Raw genomic sequence first — 12,202 nt, forward strand, 5'->3', positions numbered from 1 at the left:
AGATTCGAAGGAGAACGATGAGTACGACGGCACGCGGTGCGGTGATTCACGAAGTGGGCGGCAAATGGGAGGTCGACGATCTCGTCCTCGCCGAGCCCGGTCCCGGGGAGGTGCGGATCAAGGTGATGGCATCCGGGCTGTGCCACTCCGACGATCACCTCGTCACCGGCGACATCCCCAACACGCTGCCGCTGGTCGGCGGTCACGAGGGTGCCGGGGTGATCGACGCGGTCGGTCCCGGGGTCACCCGGCTCGCCGTCGGCGATCACGTCGCCACCGCCTACCTCCCCGCCTGCGGAACTTGCGCCTGGTGCGCGCAGGGGATGCAATATATCTGCGATACGGGGGCCGGTATGGAGGCTGGTTTCATGCTCGACGGAACGGCGCGGTTCACCACGCAGTCGGGGCGGCCGATCGGCGCGATGCAACGCCTCGGCACGTTCGCGAACTACCTCGTCACGTCCCAGGCGCAGGCCGTGAAGATCGACGAGGACATCCCCTTCGACGTGGCCTGCCTGGTGTCGTGCGGGGTCGCGACCGGCTGGGGCTCCGCCGTGAACGGCGCGGGGGTCCGCCCGAGGGACACCGCCCTGATCGTCGGTGCCGGCGGTGTGGGGATCAACGCCGTGCAGGGCGCCCACCACGCCGGTGCCGCACACGTCGTGGCCGTCGACCCGGTCGCGTTCAAACGCGAACGCGCCCTCGAACTCGGGGCCACCCACGCGTACGCGTCGCGCGACTCGTCGAGGCCGCGGGCCGCATCACGGTGGGCGGGCCGCTCGACGAGGCGAGTGAGCTGGGCCCGATGATCGACGCCGGCCACCTCGAGAAGGTGCTCGGGCACATCGACGCGGCGCGGCGGGACGGCGCGACCGTCCTCACCGGCGGCGCCCGACTCTGCGGAGAGCGCTGGGGGAGCGGGCATTTCGTCGCCCCCACCATCCTCGACGGCGTGGCCGAAGAGTCCGCCGCCTTCCAGGAGGAGATCTTCGGTCCCGTCCTCACCGTCACCCGGTTCAGCGACGTCGACGACGCCATCCGGCTCGCCAACGCCACGGAATACGGTCTCGCCGGGTCGATCTGGACCAAGAACATCGACAAGGCGCTGCGGGTGGCGAAGGAGATGTGCAGCGGCCGCGTGTGGGTGAACACCACCATCGACGGCGCCCCGCAACTGCCCGCGGGCGGCATGAAGCAGAGCGGGTTCGGCCGCGAGATGGGGCAGGCCGGATTCGACGAGTTCACCGACGTCAAGACCATTCAGATCCGCACCGGACCGCGCACCCGCGTGTTCCCGAACTGGACCGGAGGCAACCGATGAGTGCCGGCACGTACGACTACGTCATCGCAGGCGGCGGCACCGCGGGGTGTGTGCTGGCCGGACGGCTGACCGAGGACCCGACGGTCCGGGTTCTCCTGCTCGAGGCCGGCGGCAACGACCGGCATCCGTTCATCCATGTTCCCGCGGGGTTCGCGAAACTCACCTCGAGCAAATACGACTGGGGATTCTCGAGCGTCCCGCAGGAGCATTGCAACGGGCGCGTCATCCCGCTCGCTCAGGGCAAGGTCATCGGCGGCGGCGGCTCGATCAACGCCCAGGTGTTCACCCGCGGCGCGCACGAGGACTACGACGAGTGGGCGCTCAAATACGGTTGCGCCGGATGGTCGTTCGACGAGATCCAGAAGTACTTCCTCCGGTCCGAGGACAACGAGCGGCTGTCGGCGCCGTATCACGGGACCGACGGCCCGCTCGGGGTCTCCGATCCCGTGAACCCCCATCCGCTGTCGAAGTCGTTCGTCCAGGCGGGGCAGGAATTCGGGTTGCCGTTCAACGGCGACTTCAACGGCGATCACCAGCACGGTGTCGGCCTCTACCAGACGACCACGAAGAACGCCCGCCGGTGCAGCGCCGCGGTCGCGTACCTCGCACCCTCCAGGAAGCGGCCCAACCTGACGGTCCGGGAGAACGTCACCGTGTCGCGGGTTCTGCTCGACGGCGGCCGCGCCACCGGGATCGAGGTGCTCACCCCGCACGGCGTGGCGACGTTCCGCGCGTCGCGCGAGGTGCTCGTCGCTGCGGGCGCGTTCGGATCACCCAAGATCCTGCAGCTGTCGGGAATCGGTCATCCCGACGACCTCCGGGACGCGAACGTCGGGGTGACCCATGCCCTTCCGGGTGTCGGCCGAAACCTGCACGATCACTGTGACCTCGACGTCATCTACGAACTCCGCGAATACCAGAGTCTCGACCGCCTGAACCTGATCCGTCCGGCCACAGCCAAGGCGGGTCTCGAGTACGCGGCCTTCCGGCGGGGTCCGCTGGCGTCGACCGTCGTCGAGGCGGGCGGGTTCAGTTTCGGGCACGCGGGGGAGTCGATCCCGGACCTGCAGTTCCACTTCCTGCCCGCCGCCGGCGTCGAGGCAGGGGTCGCGGCGGTCCGCCCGGGATACGGCTGCACCCTGAACTCGTACGCGCTGCGGCCGGAGAGCCGCGGCTCAGTGAAGATCAGGTCGAACGATCCCACCGCCCAGCCGCTGATCGACCCGAACTTCCTCGCCACCGACTTCGACCTCGAGTCGAGCATCGAGGGTCTGCGGCAGAGCCGGGAGATCATGGCGCAGTCGTCGATGGCCCGGCACATCAAGGCCGAGCACCTGGCCGGCGGCCTGTCCGTGAACACCAAGGACGACTACGTGAAGTTCGTTCGCGCATACGGTCGTACGTCGTACCACCCGGTCGGCACGTGCGCGATGGGCGTTGGCGACGAGGCCGTGGTCTCACCGGAACTGAAGGTGAGGGGCATCGAGGGTCTGCGGGTGGTCGACTCGTCCGTCATGCCGCGGATCGTCAGTTCCAACACGCAGGCTCCCACCGTGATGATCGCCGAGAAGGCCGTCGATCTGATCCGTGGGGAAGGATGATCGGATGACCACTTTTTCCGGAGTGACCGAAGCCGTCGCCAGGGAGGCCGTCGAACTCGCCCTGCCGTCGATCGAGAATCTCTCCCACCGAGGTCCGGGGCACCTCGTCGTGCTCCGGCCCGGCGTCTCCCCGTCCGCTGATGCGGAGTTGCCCGTCGTCTACCGCCGCAGCTGGGGTGAGAAGAAGGACTGGCGCGGGCCCTACGACGCGATCGCCGAGTCGAAGGCACGGATCAGCTGGACCACCGGACTGCCGTCGCACACCGTGCAGCAACTGCACCCGTACCTCTACCAGCCGGGCTGGACCAAATGGGGTGGCAGCGCCGTGGGCGAGGGCGGGCTCGTCGTGGCATACAGCGGCGACAAGTGGTTCCACGACCAGTTCTATTCGGAACTCGTCGTCTCGGCGATCAAGGTGGTGTGCCTCCGGGAGATCGACGCCGTGTTGCGCGACCCGGGCACCCTGTTCCTCGGCGACGGAGGCGAGAAACCGTGAAGGGGACCGACAGCCGGACGTTCGGGCGCGCCGGCTTCGACGTCACCCTCCTCGGCTACGGCGGTGCGCCCATCGGCAACATCTTCCGGCCGATCCCCGAGACGGACGCCCAGGCGCAGATCGCCGAGGCGTGGAACATGGGTGTGCGGTCGTTCGACACCGCTCCCATGTACGGGCACGGACTGTCCGAGCACCGGGTCGGCCACGCACTGCTGACGAAGGACCGCGAAGACTACGTGTTGTCCACGAAGGTGGGACGCACACTGACACCCGCGGCCCGTGGGTCGTTCGACACCGGGATCTGGGTGGACACACCGCCGTTCCGGGCCGACTTCGACTACTCGTACGACGCGGTGCTGCGGCAGGTGGAGGACAGCCTGCAGCGCATGTGCCAGGACAGGTTCGACATCCTCTACGTGCACGACGTCGACCGGTACACGCACGGCGACGCCCAGCCCGGGCGGTTCGCGGAGGCGCTCGCGGGTGCGTTCCCCGCGCTGATCCGGTTGCGGGACGAGGGCGTGGTCCGGGCGATCGGTATCGGGGTCAACGAGGCCGACGTCTGCGTCGACGCCCTCCAACGCGTCGACCTCGACTGCGTTCTCCTCGCGGGCAGATACACACTGCTCGAACAGGATCCGGTGACGGACCTGCTGCCGCTCGCGGCGGAGCGCGACGTCGCGATCGTGCTCGGCGGCGTGTTCAACTCGGGCGTCCTGGCCACCGGCGCGGTGCCCGGCGCGAAGTTCAATTACCAGCCGGCGTCGGAAGAGGTGCTGGGCCGGGTACGCGACATCGAGAAGTTCTGTGCGCGTCACGACGTTCCGTTGGCGGCGGCGTCGATTCAGTTCGCGGCCGCGCATCCCGCCGTGCGGGAACTTCTGCTCGGCGCCCGGAACTGCGACCAGTTGCGGCAGAACGCGGCCTGGCTCGAACACCCGATCCCGGCCGAATTCTGGCAGGACCTGCGCGCCGCGGGACTGATCCTGGAGGAGGCGCCCACCCCGACCTGACCGCCGGTCACATCGTGTACGGCGACGTCGAGTTCTGCAGTTCCTCGAGGAAATCGGAGGGGACCGTCGGCCGGTCCGGGGGCCAGTCGCCGGCCAGTTGATCGGCCCGGAGATCCGCGACCAGGGCGACGACGAGGGGCCCGCCGTCGGGAAGTATCCGGTGAAGTCCGCGCGCCGCGCAGATCGAGGCGATGGACGCGAGTGCCTGCTTCGCCTCGTCTTCGCGGCCCGCCGCGGCGAGGCACGCCACCCGCAGCCGCTCGGCCAGCAGGTGGGCGCGGTTGCGGCCGGTGCCCGCCAGCCGGTCGGTCCACTCCTGCGCCCATCCGCACGCCGTCTCGATGTTCTCGCGGGCCCCGGTGGCGAGCAGCATCCGAACCGCGGTGGCCTCCTCGACCTGTGCGACGATCTCGTCGATGCCCGAGACCGGGCGCCGCCGGTTCTCGTAGCGGACCGGGTCCGGCGCGCCGAGGCTCGGATGCGCGGTGATGCCGAGTCGCCGGCGTTCGTTCTCGACGCGGGCCCGCAGGCGGGCGAGGGAGAACGTCCCGGCCACCTCGAGTCCGGCATGGAGGCGTTTCGTCGCTTCCTCCCGGTCTCCGCGCAGCGCCTTGACGTGCGCTCCGGTGACGAAGCGGGCGACCTTGAAATCCACCCCGCCGGTCTCGATGGCCAGGGTGTATCCGTCGTCGAGGAGACGCTCGGCCTCCTCGACGTCCCCGCGTTCGTAGAGCACCTCACCGAGCAGCGACCCCGCGAGCCGGGCGGACGGTGCGCGCGGCCCGCCCAGTTTCCGGCCGGCTCGGCGGGCGCGCCGGAAACGGTCGACGGCGTCGTCGATGTCGAGTTGCTCATACGATGCGACACCCAGATAACTCTGGCCGTGAACGACGTTGTGCGGTCCCTTGTTCCGCTCGTAGAAGGGCCGCCCGACTTCCTGGATCCTGCGTACTTCCGCGAAGTCGAAGCGGTAGACCGCGGCGAACGTGGTGACGTTGAACGCGGCGCACACCACCCACGGGTGCAGCGACTCCGGCCTCGCGAGGCAGTCGCCGACGAGTTCGTCGATCCGTTCGGTGCGGTCGCTGCGCAGTTCGGCCACGGCACGCACCACGCCCGCCTCCGCCCGCAGATCCGCCGTGTCGGTCGCGCTCGCGTCGCCGTGGGCGAGTGCCCGTTCGGCTCGTTCGAGTGCCCGCTCGGCGACCGTGGTCCGGTTCGCCATCGCATTCGCCCACGCCGTCGTGACCTGCAGCCGGGCGCTCGCGGCGACGAGACCTGGCGGCAGCATGTCGACCACCGCGGACAACGTCGCCGACTGCGACTGCTCGAGCAGCAACAGCCCGTCGGCCTCGACGAGTTCCACTGCGCGTTGCTCTTCGCCGCCGGCGAGGGCGTGCTCGACGGCCTCGCGGAGCAGGCTGTGGTCGCAGAACCAGCGGGAAGCGGCGCGGTGCAGTTCCCGGACGCGGTCGGGCTGGTCGCGTTCGAGCCTGCGGCGCAGGAATTCGGCGAACAGGGTGTGGTAGCGGAACCACGTTCGCTCGTCGTCGATGTGGCGCAGGAACAGGTCCCGGTCCTCGGCCGCCTCGAGCATCGCCTGCCCGCGCGACGTGCCTGCGAGGGTATTGGCAAGACTGCCGCACGTACGTTCGGTGATCGAGGTGGCCAGCAGGAAGTCGAGCATCTCGGGTTCGAGGGTGTCGAGGACGTTCTCGGCGAGGAATTCGCCGATCGCGTGGTGGCGCCCCGACAGTCCGGCGATCAGCTCCGACGGATCCGCACGCCCGCGCAGCGACAGCGACGCCAGTTGCAGCGCCGCCACCCAGCCGTCGGTGGAGTCGCGCAGTTCCGTGACGTCCTCGCTGTCGAGGGGCAGTCCGCCGAGGTCGACGAGGAACGACCGCGCCTCGGAATCGTCGAAACGCAGTTCCGAATAATCGATTTCGACGAGTTCGTCCTTGACTCGCATGCGGCTCATCGGCAACCCGGCCCGGGTCCGGCTCGTCACCACGACCTGCAGGTGGTGGCACCCGTTGTCGAGGAGGAACTCCAGCGCGGCGATCGTCGTGGGTTCCGACACGCGCTGCCAGTCGTCGATGATCAGGGCGATCCGTTCGCCACTCTCGTGGATCTGGTTGACGAGCGAGGTGAGCACGTACCGTTCGGCCTCGTCGTCGTGCTCCTCGAGGACCTGGCCGAGTTCCTTCGCCAGGTTGGGGCGCACACGGCGGATCGCCTCGATGAGGTGCGCGACGAACCACACCACATTGTCGTCGTCGCTGTCGACGGTCAGCCACGCGACCGCCACCCCCTCGTCAGCGAGGACGTTCCGCCACTGGGCGGCGAGGGTGCTCTTGCCGAATCCGGTGGGACCGTGGATCACGGTCAGCAGGCGACGGCGGCCGGCCCGCAGCAGGTCGATCAGCCGGTCGCGCTCGACGAGTTGCCGGGTCGCGGCGGGCGGCCGGAACCGGGTGGCAGGCGCGGGCGGCGGCGTCGACGTATATTTCGCCCGTCCCGTCGTGGACGTCCGGAACGGCCCGGAGACGGTCGAGATCGTGCCGTGCGAGGAGTCCTCGGTGTGATGGACACCGGGGTCGACGGGCATCGCCATCTCGTCCACGGCCAGACCGTGGTGCCGTTCGACCTCGCGCAGTTCGTCCCCGAAGGCGGCGGCGGACGCGGGGCGATCCTCCGGTTTCCCGGCCATCGCCCGCTGGATCACGGCGCTGAGGTCCTCCGGGAATCCCTCGCTGCGCAGGTCCGGGACGGGCTGGGTGGTGATGCGCAGGAACTGCGCGATCACCTCCTCGCCGTTGTGCCGTTCGAACGCGGCGTGCCCGGTGATCGCGCTGAACAGGGTCGCGCCGAGGCTGTACACGTCGGACGCGGCGGTCGGGGTGCGCCCCGACAGCACTTCCGGTGCGGTGAACGCGGGGGAACCGGTGACGGTGCCCGCCGTCGTCTCGAACGCCCCCGACATCCGGGCGATCCCGAAATCGGTGAGCTGTGGTTCGCCGTACTCCGTGAGCAGGATGTTTCCCGGTTTGACGTCCCGGTGGAGTATGCCGACCCGGTGTGCTGTCTCGAGCGCACCCGCGAGTTTCACCCCGATCCGCAGGGCGTCGCTCCAGGGGATGGGCCCGCGCCGCCGGATCTGAACGTCCAGCGAATCGTGGGGGTGGTACTGCATCACGATGTACGGCCTGCCGGTGTCGGTGGTCCCGACCTGCATGATGTTGACGATGTGCGGGTGGCCACTCAGCCTGCCCATGGCGCGTTGCTCCCGCAGGAAGCGTTCGAGATTCTCGGCGTCGAGCGCCGAGGTGAGAACCTTGACCGCCACCGTCCGGTCGAGTTCCGGTTGCGCGCACCGATATACCACCCCGAACCCACCGTGCCCGATCTCCTTGGCGTCCTCCAGCCCGACCGCGGACAGCTCGGCCGTGAAGGTCGCAGTCATCGACTCACGCTGGGTGGCGAGCGGGTCGAAATCGGTCATGCCACCACCTCTTCGCTCGCCATCGAGCATATCGCGGCACGGGTGACGCCGAGGCCGTCCCGGCGTGCGTTCCCGTGCCGGAATCACGGACAATCGAGCGATGCCACACGTGCGGAAAGTCGTGGATCTGTCCCACACCATCGGGCCCGGGATGCAGGTGTATCCCGGCGACCCGGTGCCGACCCTGACCCGGCACTGCACCCTCGAGCGCGACGGCTACAACGTCCTGGACGTCCGGATCGGGTCGCAGTCCGGGACGCACGTCGACGCCCCGGCGCACCTGACAGCGGGGGCGGCGACCATCGACCGGCTGGCACCGGAGCTGTTCGTCGGCCGCGGCATCGTGTTCGACGTGCGCGGGCTCGGTGCACGGCAGCGGATCACCCCGGATCTGATCGGGTCCCGCGCGGACGACGTCCGGCCGGGCGACATCGCCGTGTTCCATACCGGATGGTCTCGGTTCTACGGAACGGACGCCTATTACACGCATCCGTTCGTCGCCCCCGCGCTGTGCGCACTGCTGCTCGACCGGGGAGTGCGGACGTTCTGCCTCGACGCCCCGAGCGTCGACGAGACACCGGACGACGAGCACGCCGATGCCGGATATCCGGTTCACCACCTGATCGCCGACGCGGGCGGCGTGATCGGCGAGAACCTGTGCCGGCTCGACCGGATCGACTTCCCGGACCCGCTCGTCAGTCTCCTGCCGATCTCCCTCGAGGACGGCGACGGAGCCCCCACCCGCGCCGTGGCGATGCACCTGGAATAGCGCGCTCAACCACCGGCGACGGACTGCAGGATCTGCAGTTCCTGCCCGGGGGTCACCGCGGTGCCGACGCCGCCGAGGAGCCGGACGTCCTCGCCGTCCACGTAGACATTGACGTACCGCCGCAGGGCGCCGGTCTCGTCCCGGATCCGGCGGCCGAGGATCGGGAACTCGCCCGCCAGGACGTCGAGCACCTGGGAGACCGTCGAGGCGGAGTCGAGGGGCACGTTCACGGAGCGTTTTCCGCCGACGATCGACGCCAGCGCCCGCGGAACCCGAACGGTGACGCCCTCGCTCATGATTCGATCACCCCGGCCCGCACACACAGCACGTCGGGCAGGTGCGCCGCCACCGTGCGGAAGGTTGCGCCCTCGTCGGCGCTCCCGTAGACCTCGCCGCCGCGCGTGCCGAAATACACGCCGACCGGGTCGGCGGTGTCCACCGCGGCGGCGTCGCGGAGCACCACGTTGTAGTCGAGTTTGGGCAGCCCGCTGTCGAGGCGCGTCCAGCTGTTCCCGGCGTCCTCGCTCCGGTAGACGGCCAGCCGGCCGTCCGGCGGGATGCGCTCTCCGTCCGCCTTGATCGGTACCACCCACACCGTTCCCTCGCGGCGGGGATGGGTGAGCATCACGAACCCGAAGTCCGTCGGCAGCCCGTCCGCGATCGACTTCCACGTGTCGCCGCTGTCGTCGGAGCGGTAGACCCCGTGATGGTTCTGGGCGTACAACCGGTCGGGGGCGACGCCGTCGCGGGCGATCTTGTGGACGCACTGGCCGAACTCCGGGTTCGGATCCGGCAGGAAGTAGGCCGTGATTCCGGTGTTGCGCGGCTCCCAGGACGCACCCCCGTCCGTGGTGCGGTACACGCCGCCGGTGCTCATCGCGACGTGCACGGTGTTCTCGTCCTGCGGATGCGGGACGACGGAATGCGCTGCGGCACCGCCGTATCCGGCTCCCCATTCCGGCCGGTGCGGGTGATCCCACAGCCCGCGTTCGAGGTCGAAATGCTCGCCGCCGTCGACCGACCGCCACACCGAGATGGGCTCGCACCCCGCCCACACGACCCCGGGACGGTCGTCCGTGTCGGGCCGGATCTGCCACACCCGCTCGAGTGCGGCGCCGTCGCCGTCGCCGAAACGGATGGCGCCGTGGTCCGGTTCGGTCCAGGTGGCACCCAGATCGTCGGAATGCGCGACGGTCGGACCCCAGTGTTCGGACCGGACACCGACCAGGATGCGGGTGCGCCCACCGCGCGTGTCGATCCCGATGCTCGGAATCTCGTTCATCAGGAAATGCGGGCCCGACAACGACCACGTGGCGCGGTCGCTGCTGGTGGCGAGCCAGAGGCCCTTCTTCGTTCCGATCGCGAGCAGGACGGTGTCGGCTGCGCTCATGAATCCATCGGACCACTCGGCCCGCCGGATGGCAACGACCGGGCGGGAACTCTCAGCGGGCGGGTCCGTGCCCGATCCGCGCCCGCAGGTGGCTCAGCGCGCGGTGCTGCGCGACGCGGACGGCTCCCGGTGTGGTGTCCAGGACCCGTGCGGTCTGTTCCGCCGACATTCCCACGATGACGCGCATGAAGAGGATCTGCTGGTGCCGGACCGGGAGGGTCTCGACGAGCAGTCCCATCTCGCCGCGCAGTTCGTCGCGCAGGACGTGGTGTTCGGGGCCGTCCTCGACGTCCACCACGTGGTGTGCCGCGGCAGCGCGCGCGGTCGGCGGTACGGACATCCGGGTGGCGCGTCGCCGCGCGTCGGACACCTTGTGTGCTGCGATGCCGAAGATGAACGACAGCAACGACTTTCCCTGGTTCCGGTACGTCCGCAGCGCGCTCATCAATGCGAGGCACACGTCCTGGGTGACGTCGTCGGCGGTCGTGTGCGGGTGATCCACCGATTCGAGGCGGGTCGTGCAGTAGCGGTGCACGAGCGGGTGCGCGATGCGGAGAACCTCTTCGACGGCGTCTTCGTCGCCCGCCGCCGCGTACGGCGCGAGTCGTTCCAACTCGGCTCTGGCGTCCAATTCGATCATGGCGTTCTCCCTGTTCCTGCGGCTGCATCCAGCCTCGGCGGAACACGTGATCGTCGATAGGCACCGAAGGGTGCGGAAGTACCCACCCCGGGTTTCGGCCGGGACTGCATAGCGGGATCTAGGACACGCGCTAGATGAGCGCAGATTCGGCAACAGAGGTTGTTACCTTCGTGGCCATGGACCCTGTCCGTAACCCCTATGCACCCGGCGCGGGGCAACGCCCGCCGGAGCTGGCGGGACGTACCAGGCAGCTCGACGCGTTCGACGTGGTGCTCGAGCGGATCGCGCGCGGTCGCCCGGAGCGCAGTGTGATGCTGACGGGTCTGCGCGGGGTCGGGAAGACGGTCCTGCTGAACCACCTGCGGTCGGCCGCCATCTCTCGGCGGTGGGGAACCGGGAAGATCGAGGCCCGCCCGGATCAGGATCTGCGGCGGCCGCTGTCCTCGGCGTTGCACATGGCGATTCGGGAGATCGCGGGCGCGCACCGCGACCCCGACCGGGTCGAGGAGTTCCTCGGAACCCTGAAGTCGTTCGCTCTGCGTGCGACAGCCGACAAGGGCATGCGCGAGCGGTGGCAGCCGGGAATCGACGCGCCCGCGGTGAAGGGTCGCGCCGATTCCGGGGACATCGAGATCGACCTGGTGGAACTGCTGCTCGACGCGTCGTCCCTGGCCCGCGACGTCGGCGTCGGGATCGCACTGTTCATCGACGAGATGCAGGACCTCGGCGCCGCGGACGTCTCCGCGGTGTGCGGGGCCTGCCACGAACTCAGCCAGGACGCGGCCCCGCTGATCGTGGTCGGTGCCGGACTGCCGCACCTGCCCGCGGTGCTGTCGGCGTCCAAGAGCTACTCGGAGCGGTTGTTCAGCTACCACCGCATCGACCGGCTGGACCGGGTGTCCGCGGACCGGGCGCTGATCGCGCCCGCCGAACGCGAGGACGTGAAGTTCACCGACGAGGCGCTCGACGCGTTGTACGCCGCGGCCGACGGCTACCCCTATTTCGTCCAGGCGTACGGCAAGGCGACGTGGGACGTGGCCGCGGCGACGCCGATCACGGAGGAGGACGTGCGGGTGGCGGAGCCGACCGCCGAGGAGGAACTGGCGGTCGGGTTCTTCGGTTCACGGTACGAGCGCGCGACGCCGGCCGAGCGGGAGTACATGCGCGCGATGGCCGACCTCTCCGGGGACGACGGCCCGGTCGCGACGGCGGCGATCGCGTCCGAACTGGGCCGCAAACCCGCGTCGCTGTCCCCGGCGCGGGACGGGCTGATCAAGAAGGGCCTGATCTATTCGGCCGAGCGCGGGTCGATCGGATTCACCGTGCCGCACTTCGGGAAGTACCTGCGCGCGCAGCACGACTAGCGCGATCTAGCGAATTCTACGGTTTTGCGTAGAAAGCCGAAGATTGTCCTGTCGAGTGCCGGACGCTGGCCCTCGCCGCCGCTCCGGCGCATCCTGGAAGGAC

General features: G+C 69.4%; 9 protein-coding genes and 2 pseudogenes. 7 read left to right on the plus strand and 4 right to left on the minus strand.

Annotated elements, in window-relative coordinates; genetic code table 11:
* Positions 1 to 17 precede the first annotated feature (17 nt).
* From JWS13_RS45710 to JWS13_RS33290, 5 genes and pseudogenes are all read left to right on the plus strand, one after another.
* Positions 18 to 752: pseudogene (locus tag JWS13_RS45710) on the plus strand (alcohol dehydrogenase catalytic domain-containing protein); the annotation flags it as partial.
* Positions 731 to 1,321 (plus strand): annotated as a pseudogene (locus JWS13_RS45715) (aldehyde dehydrogenase family protein); the annotation flags it as partial. The pseudogenes JWS13_RS45710 and JWS13_RS45715, both read left to right, overlap by 22 nt.
* Positions 1,318 to 2,922, plus strand: coding sequence for a GMC family oxidoreductase (locus tag JWS13_RS33280; protein WP_206009686.1), 1,605 nt, complete (start codon positions 1,318 to 1,320; stop codon positions 2,920 to 2,922). The pseudogene JWS13_RS45715 and the gene JWS13_RS33280, both read left to right, overlap by 4 nt.
* Before the next feature lie 4 nt (positions 2,923 to 2,926).
* Entirely contained in the window at positions 2,927 to 3,418 is a 492-nt protein-coding gene (locus tag JWS13_RS33285; protein ID WP_206009687.1) for a hypothetical protein, read from the plus strand.
* Positions 3,415 to 4,431, plus strand: a complete 1,017-nt coding sequence (locus JWS13_RS33290; protein ID WP_206009690.1) for an aldo/keto reductase — start codon at positions 3,415 to 3,417, stop codon at positions 4,429 to 4,431. The genes JWS13_RS33285 and JWS13_RS33290 overlap by 4 nt, the downstream gene beginning before the upstream one ends.
* A 7-nt stretch (positions 4,432 to 4,438) precedes the next feature.
* Here the strand turns inward: JWS13_RS33290 and JWS13_RS33295 are convergent, their stop codons facing one another.
* A complete protein-coding gene (locus tag JWS13_RS33295; RefSeq protein ID WP_206009692.1) occupies positions 4,439 to 7,936 on the minus strand; it encodes a serine/threonine-protein kinase in 3,498 nt (1,165 codons plus the stop codon).
* 100 nt (positions 7,937 to 8,036) lie between these two features.
* On the opposite strand from JWS13_RS33295, the gene JWS13_RS33300 reads away from it, so the two are divergent.
* Complete coding sequence (locus JWS13_RS33300; RefSeq protein ID WP_206009694.1) at positions 8,037 to 8,705, plus strand: cyclase family protein; 669 nt, start codon at positions 8,037 to 8,039, stop codon at positions 8,703 to 8,705.
* 5 nt (positions 8,706 to 8,710) lie between these two features.
* On the opposite strand, the gene JWS13_RS33305 is transcribed toward JWS13_RS33300, so the two are convergent.
* The 3 genes from JWS13_RS33305 to JWS13_RS33315 are packed head-to-tail and all read right to left on the minus strand — an operon-like array spanning position 8,711 to position 10,735.
* Positions 8,711 to 9,001 carry a MoaD/ThiS family protein gene (locus tag JWS13_RS33305; RefSeq protein WP_206009695.1) on the minus strand — a complete coding sequence of 97 codons (291 nt, stop codon included), beginning with the start codon at positions 8,999 to 9,001 and terminating at the stop codon, positions 8,711 to 8,713.
* Entirely contained in the window at positions 8,998 to 10,095 is a 1,098-nt protein-coding gene (locus JWS13_RS33310) for a WD40/YVTN/BNR-like repeat-containing protein (protein ID WP_206009696.1), read from the minus strand. Before JWS13_RS33310 ends, JWS13_RS33305 begins: the two co-directional genes overlap by 4 nt.
* A 52-nt stretch (positions 10,096 to 10,147) precedes the next feature.
* Positions 10,148 to 10,735, minus strand: a complete 588-nt coding sequence (locus tag JWS13_RS33315) for a sigma-70 family RNA polymerase sigma factor (protein ID WP_124391071.1) — start codon at positions 10,733 to 10,735, stop codon at positions 10,148 to 10,150.
* A gap of 176 nt (positions 10,736 to 10,911) precedes the next feature.
* Here JWS13_RS33315 and JWS13_RS33320 point away from each other — a divergent pair, with 176 nt between their 5' ends.
* The gene (locus tag JWS13_RS33320; RefSeq protein WP_206009697.1) at positions 10,912 to 12,099 is read left to right on the plus strand and encodes an AAA family ATPase; all 1,188 of its coding nucleotides are present in this window, start codon (positions 10,912 to 10,914) and stop codon (positions 12,097 to 12,099) included.
* The last annotated feature ends 103 nt before the right edge of the window (positions 12,100 to 12,202 follow it).

This window comes from Rhodococcus pseudokoreensis (assembly GCF_017068395.1).
GTDB lineage: Bacteria > Actinomycetota > Actinomycetes > Mycobacteriales > Mycobacteriaceae > Rhodococcus_F > Rhodococcus_F pseudokoreensis.